Here is a 16,943-nt window from a genome sequence, read left to right as displayed (position 1 = left end):
CTGAAGCGGCCAGTTTTCCGTCCGTCCCAGAGCCATTAGGGGTGCAGCTATAGCCATTCCCAATGGCGAGGAAACCCTTGCGGATCCCAAACTCCCTCTCCCTCAGGGAGAGCGCTTAGAGTAGATCAGTGCTCTCTATGAGTTGTCTTTGTTGTTCTCGGGTGTAAGCCTGTGAGCCTTGCCGCCTCTCCCCCCGATACCGATTTAAGTAGGGATCCCCGCCCGCGGCGAGAAAGCGATTGGCGGCTGCTGCAGCTCCTCTGGCCCTACGCCCGTCGGCACCTGAAGCTACTGTTGGCCGCCTTGGCCTTTCTGCCTCCCTTGGCGCTGGCGGATGCGGTGCAGCCCTTGATTCTGCAGCGGGCTCTGGATGGCCCCATTGCCCAGGCTCTGGAACAGGGTGAGGCCGGGATCCTCTCCGACCTTTGGCCCTATGTGGGGCTGTTGATCCTAACGGTACTGGTTCGCTGGCTCTTCCAAGCCCTGGAAGGGTATGTCAGCCAAAAGCTGGGGCAGTTGATGACCCGCGACATCCGCGACGATCTCTTCGCCCACATTCTGGCCTTGCCGGCTCAGTTTTTCGACCGCACCCCGGTGGGTAAGCTGATCACCCGCATCACCAGCGACGTGGAAGCCCTGGGAGATGTCTTTTCCACCGGTGCCGTCGGCATCGTCAGCGACCTGTTTACCCTGGGGGTGATCGCGGTGGTCATGCTCAGCCAACGCTGGGATCTGGGCTTGCTGCTAATCCTCATCGTCCTGCCCATCAGCGCCGTTGTCCTCGAGTTGCAGCGCCGCTTTCGGGATGCCAACTTTCGCGTGCGCGAAGAACTCTCCAAGCTGAACTCCTGGATCCAGGAGAACATCTTGGGCATTACCGTGGTGCAACTGTTTCGGCGGGAGCGGCTCAATAGCGAGATTTTTCAAACCATGAACCGCCGCTACATCCGGGAAGTGGATCAAACCATCCTTTATGATTCTGCCCTTTCTGCCGTTTTGGAGTGGGTGTCTTGGCTGGCCGTGGCGGCTTTGCTCTGGGTGGGCGGGCAGCAGGTGATGTCAGCCGGTAGGGGCTCACTTGGAGGGGGATGGACGGGATCCCTGCCCCTGCCCAGGGAACCCCTCACCTTCGGTAGCCTCTACGCCTTTATTCTCTTTTCGCAACGGTTTTTCAACCCGCTGCGGCAGTTGGCGGAAAAGTTCACCGCCCTGCAGGCGGGGTTCACCGCCGTCGAGCGCATCGACGCCATCCTCAGCCTGCCGGTCGCCATCCGGGATCCCGCTCAGCCCCGCCACTTGCCCCCCAATGCCAGAGGAGAGGTGCAGTTCGAGCACGTCTGGTTTGCCTACAACCCCGGGGAGTGGGTGCTGAAAGACCTCACCTTCACCATCCGCCCCGGAGAAAAAGTGGCCCTGGTGGGGCCCACGGGAGCCGGGAAAAGCTCCATCATCCGCTTGCTCTGCCGCCTCTACGACGTAACCCAGGGATCTATTCGCATTGACGGCGTTGATATTCGGGATCTCCCCCAGGCTGAGCTGCACCGCCACCTAGGGGTAATCCTGCAGGATGGATTTTTGTTTTCCGGGGATATCCAGCAAAACATCACCCTAGGAGAGAAGGCAGATCTAGCGGCAGTGGAGCAGGTCGCCCGCCAACTCAACCTGCATGACTTCCTCCGCAATTTGCCCCAAGGCTACGCCACCCCTGTGCGAGAGCGGGGCAGCAACCTCTCCAGCGGCCAGAAACAGCTTATCAGCTTTGTGCGGGCCATGTGGCGGGATCCCAAAATCTTGGTTTTGGACGAAGCCACCGCCAGCCTGGATGTGGGCACCGAAGCCCTCCTGCAATCCGCTCTAGACACCCTGCTGCGGGATCGCACCGCCCTGATCATCGCCCACCGCCTTTCCACCATCCGCGATGTGGATCGCATCTTGGTTCTGCAGCGGGGGGAACTCAAAGAGCAGGGATCCCATGCCGAGCTCATGGCCCTCAGCGGGCTCTATGCCAGCCTCTATCGGCTGCAAGATCTGGGCGGCTAGCAGGGTGCTTCTGCCCAACCGTCAGCGACTGGCGCCAAAGCGAGACCGAATTGCCTTTAGGGTGGTGAAGCTGGCATCCGCGAACGCGATGCGAGCCTTGCAGAGTAACAGATTGCCGTTATCCACGGCAGTGTCTCTCAAGCTGGCCAAACCATCGCCGGCCTGCACCAGGGCACGGCGGCCCCAGCTAGAGAAATTTTTGCTGAGGGTGTTGATCAAGCGTTCCATAGGGATTGGACATTCCGCTCCTTGTCTTCCACCTAGCCTACTCCCCCAGCCACAGGTATCCACAGAGGGCCATCAAGAAAATTGTTTGTTACAGATTGTTAAAAACTTGCCGTCAAGCCGGCAGACTGGCTATGATAGGCCCCAAGTTTGGCAAGCAATTCAAAGAAAGCGGTTAGCCATGAATCATCGGCCAGAGGTAGTGGAAGGCACAGAGTCCAAGCAGAAGGTGACCCTGTATCTCTCACCTGAGCTGCACCGGAATCTGAAGATTCGGGCTGCCGTGGAGCGGGAGCCGATGTCGGCAGTGGCAGAGAAGGCCATTACCTTCTATCTGCTTCACCCAGAGGTCATTGAAGGGGTACAAGGTAGCGCCTATCGTGTCCATCAATGTCCCAAGTGTAGTCACCCATTTGTTATCCGCGATGGAGAGGTGGTTTCCCTGCACCAGACATCGGCTGCCGAAGCCATCCTTGAAGAGGTGGAGCCAGAATACTGGGGATCGGCTGCTGGCTCGGAAGAGCAACGGCAGGATGCTCTGGTACCCTGCTAGAACGCTCCCAAGCGGGCCCCCTTCAGGAACTTGAGCTGATAGGAGCAGACAGCAACACAGAAGGCTTCTAAAATCCTCTCAAAATCCATCCAACAAGGGCGTACTCCCAAGTGCAATCCAATACCTAGGCAACTCGAACCCCATTTTTCAACCGTTCTGGCGGCTCCTGAAATTTCCCCTCTGCAGTTGGTGTTTCCCATGCAAGAGCTAAGCATCCTCATTCAAGCTCAATACCCACTGCTGTACCTGCTGACTCCAGAGGAGGAACGGGCAGAAGCGGCTCTGGCAGCAATTGCCCGCACCCTTAAGCCTCAGCGTCGCCTATTCATTTGGACAGTTACCCACGGCATCGTCGAATACGGCAACCCCCGCAGCCTCACCCAGCACAACACCCAATCCCCCCAGCCCGCCATCCAGTGGGTAATGGAGCAAAAGGATCCCGCCATCTGCGTCTTCAAAGACCTACATGACTTCTTGGACAACACCGAGGTGAAGCGCTGGCTGCGGGATGCTATTGCCAGCCTGAAGGGATCCCACAAAACCATCCTGCTCATGTCGCCGGTGCAGGTGATCCCGGTCGAGCTGGAGAAAGACATTTGCGTAGTGGACTTCCCCCTGCCGGACATGGCCACATTGGAGCGCGCCCTCAACCGCCAGCTGGAGCAGATCCCGCGCTCCCTGCCTTTGGCTCCTGATACCCGCGAAAAGTTGCTCAAGGCGGCCCTGGGCCTAACGCAGGACGAGGCAGAAAAAGTCTACCGCAAGGCTGTGGTGATGCATGGTCGCCTCACCGAGGCAGAAGTAGACATCATCCTCTCTGAGAAGAAGCAGCTGATCCGGCGCAACGGCATTCTCGAGTTTATCGAAGAGGACGAGACCATCGACGCCGTTGGCGGTCTGGAAGAGCTGAAGCGCTGGCTGCTGCAACGTTCTGAGGCCTTCACTGAGCGGGCCCGCGCCTATGGACTGCCTCAACCCAAGGGTATGCTGATCCTGGGCGTGCCTGGCTGCGGTAAGTCGCTGATCGCCAAGACCACTGCCCGTCTCTGGGGCCTGCCCCTGCTGCGTCTGGACATGGGCCGCGTTTATGATGGCTCCATGGTGGGCAAATCGGAAGCGAATCTGCGCAGTGCCCTGCGAACTGCTGAATCTCTCGCCCCTGCCATCCTTTTCATCGACGAGCTGGACAAAGCCTTTGCTGGATCAGCAGGCTCCAGCGATTCTGACGGGGGCACCTCCAGCCGCATCTTTGGCTCTTTCCTAACCTGGATGCAGGAGAAGCGCTCGCCGGTCTTTGTCATGGCCACCGCCAACCGTGTGGACCGTCTGCCGGGCGAATTCTTGCGCAAGGGCCGTTTTGACGAAATCTTCTTCGTGGACTTGCCCAACATCAACGAGCGCATCGAGATCTTTCGGATCCACCTGCAGAAGCGGCGGCGCGATATCAGCCGCTTTGACCTGCGCCAGCTAGCTGCCGCCTGTGAAGGCTTCTCCGGCGCAGAGATCGAACAAGTTTTGATTGCTGCCATGTACGAAGCGTTTGCCCAGAACCGTGAGTTTACCCAGCTGGACATTCTGGCAGCAACGAAAGCAACTCAACCGCTATCTCGCACCATGACGGAGCAAGTGGTAGCGTTGAGGGAATGGGCCCAGCAGCGGGCTCGGCCTGCAGCGGCCTCTGTAGCCGAGTACCAGCGGCTGGAGTTCTAGGAGGAGGTGAGGATCCAAAGCTACCTTGACAGAAGCAGGGACGGCAGGGCCCAAACCTTCCCCAAAGAACAGTGCCCATTGTTTGTGTCGATGTTCCAACCCCTACACACAGGAGAGAAACACCATGTCTCATTTTAGCACCCTGCGTACCAAAATCACTGACGGTCAAGTCCTGATCAACTCTCTGCGCGATCTCGGCTACACCGTTAAGCTGAACGCCGACGTGCGTGGCTACAACGGCCAGCGTGTTCGCGCTGACATCGTGGCTCAGTTGGAAGGCGACTACGATCTGGGCTGGTCGAAGAATCCCGACGGTTCCTACGACCTGATTGCCGATTTGTGGGGCGTGGCCAAGAAGCACAACCAGACCGAGTTGATCAACTCCATCAACCAGAAGTACGCCGTCAACAAGACCTTGGCCGAGGTGAAGCGTCCTGGCCTGAACAACGCCAACGTTAAAGTGGTGGTGCACTAAGCCGGATCCTGTCTCGCCATCGCTGCAGCGATCTACACCGACTAAAGTTAGGAGGGGCTGAATCCAGCCCCTACTTTTTGGCTTGGTTTTTGGATTGGAGGGGCTGCGACCCGAAGGAGGAACCTACGCTTCTGTGAGAGCGGCAATGCCGGGCAGCACCTTCCCTTCCAATAGCTCCAGGCTGGCTCCGCCACCGGTGGAGATATGGGTCATTTTGTCGGCCAGGCCCACTTTTTCCACGGCAGCCACCGAGTCGCCGCCGCCGATGATGGTGGTGGCTCCCGCTTGAGTGAGATCGGCCAGGGTGCGGGCGATGGCTTCTGTGCCCAGGGCAAAGCGGTCGAATTCGAACACGCCCATCGGCCCATTCCAGACCACGGTTTGGCACCCCTGCAGGGCAGCCTGGAAGGCTTTGATCGATTCCGGGCCGATGTCCAAGCCCATCCAATCCTCGGGGATGGCGTGGATGGAAACGGTCTGGGCCTGGGCATCTTTGTCAAACCTATCGGCTACCACCACATCCACCGGCAGCAGCAGCTCCACCCCCCGCTCTTTGGCTTTTTCCATCAGGGAGCGGGCCAGATCCAGCTTGTCGGTTTCCACCAAAGACTTGCCGGTTTGGATCCCTTGGGCTTGGTAAAAGGTAAAGATCATGCCGCCGCCGAGGAGGAGCTTATCCACCTTCTCCAGCAGCCTCTCGATGACGCCGATTTTGCTGGACACTTTGGAGCCGCCGATGATGGCCGCCAAGGGGCGCCGCGGATTCTCGATGGCGCCCGAAAGAAACTGCAGCTCCTTTTCCACCAGGTAGCCGGCCACAGCAGGCTGGAGGTAGGCGGTGACGCCGGCAGTGGAGGCGTGGGCGCGGTGGGCGCTGCCAAAGGCGTCGTTGACAAACAGGTCGGCCAGTGAGGCCAGCTTGCGGGCAAATTCCGGGTCGTTGTCCTCCTCTTCTGGGTAGAAGCGGACGTTTTCCAGCAGGGCCACCTGGCCGTTTTCCAGGCGGTTCACTACCGCCTCGGCCTCAGGGCCGATGCAGTCGGGGGCAAAGGCAACCGGCTGGCCCAGCAATTGAGAAAGACGGGTGGCTACGGGGGCCAGGCTATTGCCCTCGCGGGCGACCTTAACCGCGCCTGTCTCTTTGTCCTTCTTGACGGGGCGGCCCAGGTGGCTGGTGAGGATCACTTTGGCGCCTGCCTGGGTGAGGGCCTGGACGGTGGGCAGAGCAGCCCGAATGCGGGTGTCATCGGTAATGTTGCCCTGGGCGTCCAAGGGGACATTGAAATCGGCTCGCACCAGCACGCGCTTGCCGGCCAGATCAAAGCCGGATGACAGCAGGGATCCCAGTGTTTGTTTGGCCATCGTTGTTTTCCCCCGGACTGCAGAAAGTCTTTATTTTTTCTTCCGTATGTATCCTACCAGCGATTGGGATCCCGGCAGTGAGACAGATGGGCTTCGGGATCCCCTTGTCCTGCTGCTGGTGCCGGGTTGGCCTTCCGTCTGACCCTTGGCCTCAGCGATTGTAACGGTTTGCAAATAGAATAAAAATGTTGCTTTGTCGTTACCCTCATGCGTGTTGCCATTGCTGGTGGCGGGCTGGCCGGGCTGGCCTGTGCCAAGTATCTCTGCGATGCCGGGCATCAACCGCTCCTCTTTGAGCGGCGGGATGTTTTGGGTGGCCTGGTGGCTGCCTGGAAAGATGCCGACGGCGACTGGATCGAGACGGGGCTGCACAACTTTTTTGGCGCCTACCCCAACACGTTGCAGCTGTTCCGGGAGCTGGGCATCTCCGATCGCCTGCAGTGGAAGGAACACAGCTTGATTTTCAACCAGCCGGACAAGCCGGGCACCTATTCCCGCTTTGACCTGCCGGATATTCCCGCTCCTTTCAACGCCATTGTCGGCATCTTGCGCAACAACGACATGCTCACCTGGGGGGAAAAGGTGAAGTTTGCCCTGGGGCTGGTGCCGGCCATGATTCGCGGCCAGCGCTATGTGGAGCAGATGGATCGCTATAGCCTCTTGGAATGGCTGCGGCGGCAGGGTATTGACGAGCGGGTCAACACCGATATTTTCATTGCCGTCTCCAAGGCCCTGGCCTTCATCAACCCGGATGAGATCTCGGCCATGGTGCCCCTGACCGCCCTGAACCGCTTTTTGCAGCAGAAGGATGGCTCCAAAATTGCCTACCTAGACGGCGCTCCCCCAGAGCGGCTCTGCCAGCCGATGGTGGACTACATTGTCGCCCGTGGGGGGGAAGTGCATTTGAAGGCGGCGTTGCAGGACATTCGTCTCAACCTCGATAACAGCGTGGCCGGGTTTTGCTTAGCCACCCCCTCTGGGCCGGTGGAGGTGACTGCCGATGCCTATGTCTCGGCCCTTTCGGTGGACGCGCTCAAGGAGCTGCTGCCGGCGCAGTGGTGGGGGATCCCCTTTTTTCAAAAGCTGCGTGAACTGGAGGGGGTGCCAGTAATTAGCCTGCAGATCTGGTTTGACCGCAAGATTACTCACATCGATCACTCCTTGTTTTCCCGCTCGCCGCTATTGAGCGTGTATGCCGACATGAGCAACACCTGCCGGGCCTATGCCGATCCGGAGCGGTCCATGTTGGAGCTGGTGCTGGCTCCGGCTGCCGAGTGGATTGATCGCGGCGATGAGGAGATCTTTGCCGCCACGCTGGAGGAACTGAAAAAACTCTTTCCCCAGCACCTTACCGGCCCCAACCCCGCCCGCGTGCGCAAGTGGGTGGTGGTGAAAACGCCGCGCTCGGTCTACAAGGCTACCCCTGGCAGACAGCAGTATCGCCCCACTCAAGTTACCCCTATTCCCAACTTCTTCTTGGCGGGCAGCTACACCCTACAGCCCTTCCTGGGCAGCATGGAGGGGGCCATCCTCTCCGGCAAGTGGGCGGCGGAGGCCATCAACAAGGGGATCCCATTTCAACGCGCTTCTGTCTCGGCCTCAACTCTGGCAGCTGCGGGGGTCTAGCTCTCCGCCGTCCGCCTCCTATGCCTTTCGAATCTTTCTTTTCCCCACAACCTCTTCTAGGCTATCCGCGGCGTCCGCTTTCCCGTAGTGTTGATATGTGCCCTCGCCGTTTCCCTTCCTTCTCTATCCTGGCCCTGCGCCCCTGGAGATCAGCCAGATGAGTCCGCTTGAGCAATCTTTTGCCCTCTGTCGCCAGATCACGGCCAAGCACGCCAAGACATTTTACTTGGGATCCCTGCTCTTGCCCCAGTCCAAACGGCGGGCCATCTGGGCCATCTACGCTTGGCTGCGGCAAACCGATGAGTTGCTGGATGGACTGGAAGCCAGCCAGGCAGAGGTGGAGGTCACCCGCAGCAAGCTGGAGCAGTGGGGATCCCATCTGGAGTCGCTCTTCCAGGGAGGCGAGCCGCAAGTCCCCACGGACCTCGCTTTGATCCACACCATCCGCACCTACCGCCTTTCCATCGAGCCGTTTCGCGAGATGCTGCGGGGGCAGAGCATGGACTTGGATACGCGGCGCTACGCCACCTGGGAGGATCTGCGGGTCTACTGCTACCGCGTGGCTGGGGTGGTGGGGCTGATGTGCTCGGAGATCATGGGGTTTGTGCCGGGCCGGGATGGCCGCGAGGAGGCGGTGGCGCTGGGGATCGCCATGCAACTAACCAACATCTTGCGGGATGTGGGAGAGGACGCCCGCCGCGGGCGGATCTACATCCCCCTGGAAGATCTGCGCCGCTTCAACTACTCCGAGCGGGACCTGTTTAACTATGTTATTGACGAGCGCTGGATGGCTTTGATGGACTATGAGATCCGGCGGGCTAGAGAGCTCTATGCCCAAGCGGAACGGGGGATCCCTACCCTGCAGCCGGACTCCCGCTGGCCGGTAGCCGCTTCCTTGATGCTCTACCGGCAGATTCTCAACGCCATCGAGCGCAACCACTACCAGGTTTTTCGCACCCGCGCTTACGTGTCCACTCTCAGCAAGGCATTGGCGCTGCCGGTGGCCTGGTGGCGGTCGCGGCGCTCCAACTACTACGGTTACTAGTAGGGAGCAGCAAGCAGTTCCCCACGGCCGCGGCAGCAGAAAACAAGAAGACCTCTTATACAGCGAAGAAAACCTATGGTAAGCCGTGCCCTGACCCTACCCTATCAGCGAATCTGGGAAGACAGTTTAACCATCTTCTGGCGCGACTGGCTGGATCTGCGGGGGCGAGTTTGGCAGGTGGTGGCCTCGGGGCTGGTGGCTCCCCTCATCTACATTGTTGCCTTTGGGGTGGGCTTGGGGGGATCCCTGCGGGCCGAAGCTTTGGCCGAGGTGGCCGGATCCACGGCGGCAGGTTCTTATTTGCGCTTTATCTTGCCGGGGATGGTGGCTCTTTCAGCCATGACCATCAGCTTTGCCGGCACCACCTTCTCCATTTGTGGATCGCGGCTATTTACCAAGAGCTTTGAAGAGCTGCTGCTGTTGCCGGTGCACCCCTTGTCTTTGCATCTGGGCAAGGTGCTGGCGGGCATTGCCCGCGGCCTGCTGACGGCCTTGGGGGTGTTGGCGGTGGGGGTGCTGGGTACGGGGGCCTGGGGCCTGCTTCACCCCTTGTCGCTGTTGGTTCTACTTTTGGATTGCGCCGTCTTTGCCGGCATTGGGGTAATTGCTGGCTTGAAGGTGCCCAGCCTGGAGAGTGTGGGCGTGCTCACCAACTTTTTGATTACGCCCATGTCTTTCCTAGGGGCCACCTTTTTCGATCCCGCCCAGTTGCCGACCTACCTGCAGGTGCTGGTCTATTGCCTGCCCCTTTCCTACGCCAGCATTGGCATGCGGGCAGCCGCCTACCAGCCGCTTGCGGAGTTTCCCTGGTACACGGTGGGAGTTTTGGGCGGCTTGGCGGTAATCCTGGCTTTTGTGGGAGCTTATCTGTTTTCCCACCAGCAGGACTAGCTGCCCTTGCCAAATACTTCTGGGTAGCGAGCCAGCTGCTCTTGCAAATCTTGGTTGTAGCGCAGAACAAGCACGCGGTAGCCCCGTCCCTGCAGCTGCGAGCGCAGTTGGCGATCCCGTTCCGCTTGGGCAGGCTGGTCGTGGACTGGGCCATCGCAGAAGATGCAGATGTTGGGGCTGTAGAAGAAGTCAACGACGCAGTCGGGATCGGCAATGGCTTTCTGGGCATCCTCAGGCAGCCGATACCCTCCTGCTGCCAGCGTTTCGAGAAAGCGGCGCTCCAGTTCAGAGCGAGGGTCCAGGAGCTGGCGCAGCCACTCCAGGTGCTCTTGGCGGGAGCGACCCAGGGAGCGCAGCTCGGTGCGGCTGTTGGCCAGCAGGCCCAAAAGATCCCGGATCTGATAGCGGTCAAGCTGCAGCGCTTCCCGTTGGTTGGCATAGCTGAGCAGGCATTCGTAGCAGGCTGCTCGGCATTCGGGCCGCAGGTCTTGGATCCCGGCCTCTGAAAGCTGGAAGTGACAGATCTCCAGCGCCACTTGGGCCACTTCCGCTAGAGCCTGGGGCTCTTCCACCAGGCGCCGCAGGACGCCAGCGCCCCCTTCTGCTGTTTCGTAGAAGAGCATGGCCTGATGGGATCCCTGGCCGATGCACTCGGCGGCCAGCTCTGTCTCTTCTAGCTCAAAGGTCTCTTCGATCCCTCGCTTGAGGGCATAGCGCAGGGTGGTCTCCAGGGCCTGCGGATTCTCCACCCCTGGCTGAACCAGGCGCACCAGCAACAGGTTTTGGGTACTGCGCACCGCCAGGCGAATGGACTGCAGGGGGACTGGGTTGGACGAGCCTGCCCTGTTCCGCTCAAGCTGAGCTCGCGAGGGAACTTCCCCATTTTCAAAGTTGACCAAAAAGCCGCGCCCTCCACTTCCCCGCCAGCCGTGGTTGATGCGTAGCAGGGTGGCCGCCGGGGCATAGCGTAACTGCAGCAGGGGAGTTTGTCCGCTCAGCACATCAGCTTCTTGGACGCGGTAGCCAGAGCTTTCGGGAGCAAACTGGAAGAAGGTCTGCAGCTCGTAGCCTTGCCGCCGCCGCTCCTCTTCGTCAGCTGTGATGCGATCCCGCCGCCGCATGCGCACATTGGGCATTTCCAGAAGCTGGGTAAAGAGGCTGTTTTGCCCATCGAACTGGGTGCCGCAGACGGGGCAGCAATCCAGGTGGGGATCGGCAAAGGCCCCACAGCTAAAACAGAGCTTGTGGCTACTTTTGCGCTCCTCCAGGCCGCCGGGCGGAGCCTGAAACGCCACTGCTTCCCACTGGCAGCCCTCATGGTAGAGGAAGTTGTGGGGAGCAAACTCGCGGATAGCCAAAAAGCGAGGCCGGGCGATGAACTCGCCCTCGCTGCCGCGGGGCACCCAGGCCCGCACCGGCAAGGCAGGGAAGTTGTAGCCGGGCAAGAAGCCTTCGCTAGCCAAATAGCGGTAGGGATAGAAGTCGCTTTCCTCCCGCTGGGTTCCAATCTGCAGCAGCAAGTTGCGCTGGCGCAGGGCTTCTTGCTGGCGGCGCTCGGCTTCCTGTTGGTCTTTCTTTTGGCGAGTCGTCTGGAGCTGGCGGTTAGCGGCTTCCAACTGCTGCGTGGCAGCCCGATAGAGCTCTCGCCAGCGATCGAAAGCTCGGTCAAAAGCCTGGGGTGCCTCTTCAATGACCTGCTGAAGCCAGCGCTCGCTAAACCAGCCGCTTTTATCTAGGAGTTGGCGATCGGCGGCCAGCAGCTTCTGCACCTGCTCCTTCACTTGTTGGCGGGCAGACTCCTCAAGTTGGATTTGCTGGGCCACTGTCTCCCTGAGGGGCAGCTCTTCCCGATCCGCGTCGATGACGGTTTCAATGGAATTGCCTAGGGGCAGGCGCACCTGAGCCAACCAAACGGCGTGGATGTGAGCGCGCAGCAGCGATTCGTTGGCTAGATCCAGGCGGGGAGGGCGCACTCGACCGGCCACCATCTCGGCGCGGCGGCGGAAGTAGTACTGGTCGTGGCTGTTGAAAGCACTGCAATACGTTACGATTAGCCCCGGTTGCCCCTGGCGGCCTGCGCGTCCACTGCGCTGAGCGTAGTTGGCCGGCGTTGGAGGGACGTTGCGCAGATGTACCAGATCCAAATCGGCAATATCGACCCCCAACTCCAGGGTTGGCGAGCACACCAAATAGGGAAGGCGTCGAGCTTGATCCTCCCCGCGAAAGCGCCTTTCTCGCTGCTCCCGCTCTCCTGGCCGAACCACTTGGGCAGTGTGCTCCCTAGCCTCCAGGGATCCCAGCCCTGCTGCCCCGGCCTGGTAGAGGCGCTGGAAAAAGAGATTAACGGGGCGGCGGGCAGAGGAGTAGCCGCTCTGCTCGGCCCGGCGGGAATACAGAGGATCTGGCGGCGGCGAGCCATCGCCCAGGCACCAGCGCAGACAGCCAGCGTTGAGCTGGTAGGCTTCCTGGCCATTCTCCGAGTGGCGCCGCAGCAGGTCGTAGCTAACTAGGAGAGAAAGCAGGGACTCTAAAAACCTGTCGTAGGCTTCTTGGTTCAGATCAAGGCGCCTGCGGAGGAAGCGACCAATGGTGCTGCGGGGGCCCAGGCTGAGCATTTGCCCGTTTTCCCGGGAAGGGTTCTGGCGCACAAAGAAGCGAGCCGTCCGCAACTCCTCATGCTCTTCCAGGCCCCAAAACTCATTGAGATATTGCTGGGCGCGCCGGCGCAGCCTTCTCTGGGGCTCTGCCTTGAGCACGGGCACATCGATGGCCAATTGGCGCCGAAACTGATCCAACAGAGCCCGCAGCAGTTGCTCTTGCTCGTCAGGGCTGGCTTGGGCAAACCAGGGGTGAAGGGAAGCCAGGGCTGAATTTTGGCAGAGCTCCCCGAGGCCGCGGTACTCGATTTTCAGCAGGCCCACCTGTTCCAAGTTGGGGTGGGTAACCCGCCAGCCGCGCCGCAGATCTTCATAGAGCCGGTATTCGGTTAGCTCGCTAAAGGTCTGCCACACTTCCTCGGCACTGGGCGAGTCGGGATCCAAAGCCGGGTTTTGGGCAATGTCGGCAAGCTCCAGGCCAGAAGCCCGCACCACTTCCTGGGCCACCTCGTCAAAGCCCAGCTCTTTTTTCTTGAGGAGGGCAGCATAGAGCGAGGCCCGCAGAAGGGCCACATGCACAAAATCGTTGAAGTGGCCGGCCTGCAGGGAGGCGTCCTGGCGGTTGTCGGTAAAAGTCAGCAGCTTGCTGCAAGCGGCCTGGGTTTGCTCGGCATGGCGCAGCAGAGAAGTGGCCAGAATGGTGGTGGCGCTGGAGCGGCCTTCGCTGGAGAGGGAAGCCAGCTTGGCGAACTCCCGCTCCCGCTCACTGTAGTACTCGCCGCAAGCTAGGCAAAGAGAAAAGGGCTGGGGCTGCCACCACATCTTCTGCGCCTCCGCCTGGGGGTACTCGGAAAAGGAGCCATCCGGGCGCACCCAGACGGCTTGGGGGACGCGCTTTCCCCAGTTGGACCTGAGTCTGCCCTCAGGGGTGTACCAGTCTTCGGGGATCTGCTCCAGCGACCACTCGTTGTCAAGAGGATCCAAGCTGAGGTAGCCGGCCTGCTGGTCTTCGCCTTCCTCAACCTCTTCCCCCAGAGGATAGGGCAGGAAGTGAGTCTTTGACCTGAGGACGTGGTAGTAGTCCTGGCCACAGTGGCGGCAGAACTTGACGGGGAAAAACAGCTTTCCTTCCCCTGCTTGCACTTGTCCTTCCAGGGAAAACTGCCGCTTGTCCCGACTCTCCAGGGTGGCATAGAGGGTGCGGCCCTGGGAGATAAACTGGTGCAACTTCAAGGCCGGGCCGCGGCTAGAGCCCTCCCGCAGGCTGCTGGCGTGGGCCAGAAACTGGCGTAGGGACTCGGTGCAGCTCTCAGGGGTAGTGCTGGTCAGCTCTGCCAGTTGGGCGGCTACCTTGGAAAGCTTCCTGGGCACGCGGCGCCTGAAGCTGCCATCGGGACTTTGCTCCAGGCCCAGCTCATACTCTAGCCAGCGCATCAGGGGATGGCGGCGCAGATCGGCCTGGTTTGTAGGCCAAGGCAAGTCCAGGGCGCTCTTCAGCTCTGCCACCGTGGGTGGGCCGCCCTCGGTGAGGGGGGCCAGGGTTTCCTCAATGACGTGCTCCGGCCCAAAGGGATGGCCGAAAAAGCGGCTGGCAAAGGCGGCTACAGTCTGGCGGCGCTCCTGGGCGTCGGCTTCTGGTCGGGAGATCATGGTGGCGCTGGTGCCAATATGCACCAAGTTCTTGGCCCCACAGCGTCCTTTTAGGCGGCGAACCAGCATGGCCACATCGGCCCCCTGCCGGCCTCGGTAGGTGTGCAGCTCGTCAAAGACCAGAAAGCGCAGCCCGTTGGAACTTAAAAAGCGCTGATCTTCGGGGCGCACCAAAAGCAGCTCCGCCATCACGTAGTTAGTAAGCAGAATTTGGGGCGGATCCCGGCGCAGATCTTCCCGGTCGCTTTCTGCAGTTTCCCCGGTGTACTTGGCAAAGCGCAGCGGAAAAGGGCGATGGTAGGCGCGCTCGTAGCGCTCGCGCAGAGTTTGTAAAGACTGGTATTGGGAGTTAACCAGGGCGTTCATGGGATAGACCACCAGGGCCGTCACCTGGCCCAGGGATCCCCCCTGGCGAATCCAGTTGTCAATGATGGGCAAGAAGTAGCAAAGGCTTTTGCCAGAGCCGGTGCCGCTGGTAACGACAAAACTCTTGCCTGCTAGGGCCTTGGCAACAGCTTCCTCCTGGTGGCGGTAGAGGCGGAAGGGTCTGCCATCCTCAAAGCGGAAAATGCGGGCTGTTTCTTGGGCAATGCGCCCCGCCTCGGCCAACTCGTCAACGGTTGGACCAGATACATAACTAGGGCTGAGCTGGAGGAGGGGTTCTGGCCAGAGGTGGATCCCTTCCTCTAGAGCTTGATTCACAAAGGCTTGCGCCCGTTGGTCGCCAATGAGAAAAAAGGAGCGGACAAAATCGCGATAGTCGTCCAGAACAGTGGCGTGGAGATCAAAGATGGTGGACATCGAATCTGCCCTTAAGGCCCGCTTGGTTAGCTCAAGCCTAGCTTGAAGATGCCGCAAGTGGTGTTTGAAACCGCACCCACCAAGATCTACGGCCCGCTGAACGGCAAAAAGATATCTCCGAAGTGGGATCGGCAATGCGCCAGCTTCCCCCACACCTCCAGTACCCGCCGACGGCTGCAGCGTTCTCCGAATGCAGGAACCAGAATCCCTTGCCTTTAGGCAGGGGGTATGTCAAGAGAAAACTGGTCTGCAGAAGGCCACCTCTGCCTCATGGACGAATAACCCGCAATCCTAGATGCGCCTCGTAGCCATCGAAGTCACTGTCGTGGTGGAGGAGCGGAACATTGTTCTCAATGCACCAAGTGGCAATCAAACTGTCTATTGTTTTGCGCACCGTCACGCCTTTGCGACGCAACAAGCGAAAGTTCTGCGCACTTTTCACCGCCAGGGAGGGGTTAACCATTTGCACCTGATGCAATTTCACCAGAGCACAGCGAGCCTGCTCGAAATCGGCATCTTTGCGAAAGCCCTGCAAGACTTCTGCCAAAATCAGGTCGCCCACCAGGATAAGAGTTTGATCCAGGGCCCAATCCAGATAGTCGGTGTGAAGCGATGAAATGCCGTTGAAGTAATCAATCCAGATGGTGCTGTCCACCAGGATCATCCTCAGTCCTGCAGGCACGACAGGCGTTGCTGCTGCAAATTGCCCTCCCATTTCAACTTGCCGCGTAAGTTGCGGATCTCAGCTTGCTCGTGTAGGCGAATCAGGACACGCAGCGCTTCGTGAATCACCTCGCGCTTGGTCTTGAGGCCGGTTACCTGGCGGGCACGCTCGATCAGGTCGTCATCCAGGACGATGTTGGTGCGCATGAGGAGCCACTTGTGTGTATAGAAATGCAGCTTGTATGTGTATTTTAAGCTTTTGTTGAGTGCTGCGCCAGCTTCTCCCACGCCTCCAGTACCAGCCGCCGGGTGCGGTATTCGCCGTATTGACGTATCTCCTTCTCCTTCAGCACGCGAAAGGTTTCGCCGGGGAAGGTGCTAGCAGCAGCGCGGGTAGCGTAGCCAGCCGGGTCGAGCGGGTCTGCCACCTCTTCCCGCGGGTCGAGTATGTCTTCCAGTTCGCGTTCGGTGAGGTCTGCCGGGTCGAGGATGTAGCGCAGTTGCTTGCGGGTGAGGCCGTAGAGCCGGGCGTAGTACGCATCCAGTTCAGCGCGGAGGATGGCGCGGCGGGTTTCGTCCCAGCGAAAGGGCGGAAAGGGGATGCCCTTCTGCGGGTTGGTTTCGATCTCCGGGTAAGCGCTGATCCAGGATGGCAGGCGCCATTCATGCCTGCCGACAGCAATACGGTTTGCATCCCACGCAGCATGGATGGCTGCCCGCAGCCCGTCATCAGCTTCGTTCCACACATCGTCGGCGAAGGGTTTCATGTCCCAGGAGGTGTAGACCAGCTCCAGCGCGCGCGGGACGATGAAGCGCAGGTCTTCGGCGCGGTAGGCGCTCGGCGGCAGGACAGGGAGTTGTTTCATCGTGAAATACTTCAGCGATACTCCACCAACCTTTTGCCTAGACACATAATCAAATGGCAAACAGGCCATAAGACTCATAAGCGCACAAATCCTTATTGCATCTAATTCTGAAAGCATGAGTAAAAACTTATCACCATATCCAGCACATGGGACAATGCTCGCTACAACAGTACGCTCGTCCGTAGAGCGAGCCACGTCTCGCCAGCCCAGCAGCCAGCCGCGCCGCCAATCGCCCAGGCGAGCCTCCACTTCCTCTGCCGGCACCCAGTACCAGGGCTGGACAACAAAGTGCGGGTCGGCGTGCTGGTGCTCATCAGGCGTGGGCAGTTGGGTGCTGGAGCGGTCGCGCACGCCCTCATAGGTGCCGTAGCGGTGGTCATAGTGCCAGATCATCTTGGCTTCGTAAAGGGGGAGGTAGCCCTCACCCCCGGCCCCTCTC

At 60.0% G+C, this 16,943-nt stretch carries 12 protein-coding genes and 1 pseudogene; 7 read left to right on the top strand and 6 right to left on the bottom strand.

The window, feature by feature from the left end:
- The first annotated feature begins 171 nt into the window (after positions 1 to 171).
- Positions 172 to 2,040, top strand: coding sequence for an ABC transporter ATP-binding protein (locus NW819_RS05025; protein WP_414413079.1), 1,869 nt, complete (start codon positions 172 to 174; stop codon positions 2,038 to 2,040).
- Positions 2,041 to 2,061: 21 nt separating this feature from the next.
- On the opposite strand, the gene NW819_RS05020 is transcribed toward NW819_RS05025, so the two are convergent.
- The gene (locus NW819_RS05020) at positions 2,062 to 2,268 is read right to left on the bottom strand and encodes a hypothetical protein (RefSeq protein WP_414342377.1); all 207 of its coding nucleotides are present in this window, start codon (positions 2,266 to 2,268) and stop codon (positions 2,062 to 2,064) included.
- 178 nt (positions 2,269 to 2,446) lie between these two features.
- Between NW819_RS05020 and NW819_RS05015 the strand changes: the two genes are divergently transcribed.
- The 3 genes from NW819_RS05015 (at position 2,447) to NW819_RS05005 (ending at position 5,003) form a co-directional block, all read left to right on the top strand.
- Positions 2,447 to 2,818 (top strand): hypothetical protein, encoded by a 372-nt coding sequence (locus NW819_RS05015; protein WP_041436554.1) that lies wholly within the window; start codon positions 2,447 to 2,449, stop codon positions 2,816 to 2,818.
- 198 nt (positions 2,819 to 3,016) lie between these two features.
- Positions 3,017 to 4,528 (top strand): AAA family ATPase, encoded by a 1,512-nt coding sequence (locus tag NW819_RS05010; RefSeq protein ID WP_414350810.1) that lies wholly within the window; start codon positions 3,017 to 3,019, stop codon positions 4,526 to 4,528.
- 124 nt (positions 4,529 to 4,652) lie between these two features.
- A complete protein-coding gene (locus NW819_RS05005) occupies positions 4,653 to 5,003 on the top strand; it encodes a DUF1257 domain-containing protein (RefSeq protein WP_011433295.1) in 351 nt (116 codons plus the stop codon).
- Between the two features lie 123 nt (positions 5,004 to 5,126).
- Here the strand turns inward: NW819_RS05005 and NW819_RS05000 are convergent, their stop codons facing one another.
- Positions 5,127 to 6,365: a phosphoglycerate kinase gene (locus NW819_RS05000; RefSeq protein WP_414413078.1), complete on the bottom strand. Its 1,239-nt coding sequence runs from the start codon at positions 6,363 to 6,365 to the stop codon at positions 5,127 to 5,129.
- A 207-nt stretch (positions 6,366 to 6,572) separates the two neighbouring features.
- Here NW819_RS05000 and pds point away from each other — a divergent pair, with 207 nt between their 5' ends.
- The 3 genes from pds (at position 6,573) to NW819_RS04985 (ending at position 9,927) form a co-directional block, all read left to right on the top strand.
- Positions 6,573 to 7,991, top strand: coding sequence for a 15-cis-phytoene desaturase (pds, locus tag NW819_RS04995; RefSeq protein WP_414413077.1), 1,419 nt, complete (start codon positions 6,573 to 6,575; stop codon positions 7,989 to 7,991).
- A gap of 157 nt (positions 7,992 to 8,148) precedes the next feature.
- Positions 8,149 to 9,036 (top strand): phytoene synthase, encoded by an 888-nt coding sequence (locus tag NW819_RS04990; protein ID WP_414388869.1) that lies wholly within the window; start codon positions 8,149 to 8,151, stop codon positions 9,034 to 9,036.
- 75 nt (positions 9,037 to 9,111) lie between these two features.
- On the top strand, positions 9,112 to 9,927 hold the full coding sequence (locus NW819_RS04985) for an ABC transporter permease (RefSeq protein ID WP_414342371.1): 816 nt from the start codon (positions 9,112 to 9,114) through the stop codon (positions 9,925 to 9,927).
- On the opposite strand, the gene NW819_RS04980 is transcribed toward NW819_RS04985, so the two are convergent.
- From NW819_RS04980 to NW819_RS04965, 4 genes and pseudogenes are all read right to left on the bottom strand, one after another.
- A complete protein-coding gene (locus tag NW819_RS04980) occupies positions 9,924 to 14,975 on the bottom strand; it encodes a DEAD/DEAH box helicase (protein ID WP_414413076.1) in 5,052 nt (1,683 codons plus the stop codon). The genes NW819_RS04985 and NW819_RS04980 overlap by 4 nt on opposite strands.
- A gap of 268 nt (positions 14,976 to 15,243) precedes the next feature.
- On the bottom strand, positions 15,244 to 15,639 hold the full coding sequence (locus NW819_RS04975) for a PIN domain nuclease (RefSeq protein ID WP_011433301.1): 396 nt from the start codon (positions 15,637 to 15,639) through the stop codon (positions 15,244 to 15,246).
- A 2-nt stretch (positions 15,640 to 15,641) separates the two neighbouring features.
- Positions 15,642 to 15,845, bottom strand: a complete 204-nt coding sequence (locus NW819_RS04970) for a type II toxin-antitoxin system VapB family antitoxin (RefSeq protein ID WP_011433302.1) — start codon at positions 15,843 to 15,845, stop codon at positions 15,642 to 15,644.
- A gap of 44 nt (positions 15,846 to 15,889) precedes the next feature.
- Positions 15,890 to 16,943 (bottom strand): annotated as a pseudogene (locus tag NW819_RS04965) (hypothetical protein); the annotation flags it as partial.

The organism is Synechococcus sp. R8-2, assembly GCF_047461715.1.
Lineage (GTDB): Bacteria > Cyanobacteriota > Cyanobacteriia > Thermostichales > Thermostichaceae > Thermostichus.
The sequence above is the reverse complement of the archived record's forward strand: the minus strand, read 5'-3'. Positions and strand labels throughout refer to the sequence as shown.

Bases quoted from the DNA above. Each gene is read 5' to 3' on its own strand.
- NW819_RS05020 (WP_414342377.1), bottom strand. From the start codon at position 2,268: ATGGAACGCTTGATCAACACCCTCAGCAAAAATTTCTCTAGCTGGGGC.
- NW819_RS05015 (WP_041436554.1), top strand. From the start codon at position 2,447: ATGAATCATCGGCCAGAGGTAGTGGAAGGCACAGAGTCCAAGCAGAAG.
- NW819_RS05010 (WP_414350810.1), top strand. From the start codon at position 3,017: ATGCAAGAGCTAAGCATCCTCATTCAAGCTCAATACCCACTGCTGTAC.
- NW819_RS05005 (WP_011433295.1), top strand. From the start codon at position 4,653: ATGTCTCATTTTAGCACCCTGCGTACCAAAATCACTGACGGTCAAGTC.
- NW819_RS05000 (WP_414413078.1), bottom strand. From the start codon at position 6,365: ATGGCCAAACAAACACTGGGATCCCTGCTGTCATCCGGCTTTGATCTG.
- pds (WP_414413077.1), top strand. From the start codon at position 6,573: ATGCGTGTTGCCATTGCTGGTGGCGGGCTGGCCGGGCTGGCCTGTGCC.
- NW819_RS04990 (WP_414388869.1), top strand. From the start codon at position 8,149: ATGAGTCCGCTTGAGCAATCTTTTGCCCTCTGTCGCCAGATCACGGCC.
- NW819_RS04985 (WP_414342371.1), top strand. From the start codon at position 9,112: ATGGTAAGCCGTGCCCTGACCCTACCCTATCAGCGAATCTGGGAAGAC.
- NW819_RS04980 (WP_414413076.1), bottom strand. From the start codon at position 14,975: ATGTCCACCATCTTTGATCTCCACGCCACTGTTCTGGACGACTATCGC.
- NW819_RS04975 (WP_011433301.1), bottom strand. From the start codon at position 15,639: ATGATCCTGGTGGACAGCACCATCTGGATTGATTACTTCAACGGCATT.
- NW819_RS04970 (WP_011433302.1), bottom strand. From the start codon at position 15,845: ATGCGCACCAACATCGTCCTGGATGACGACCTGATCGAGCGTGCCCGC.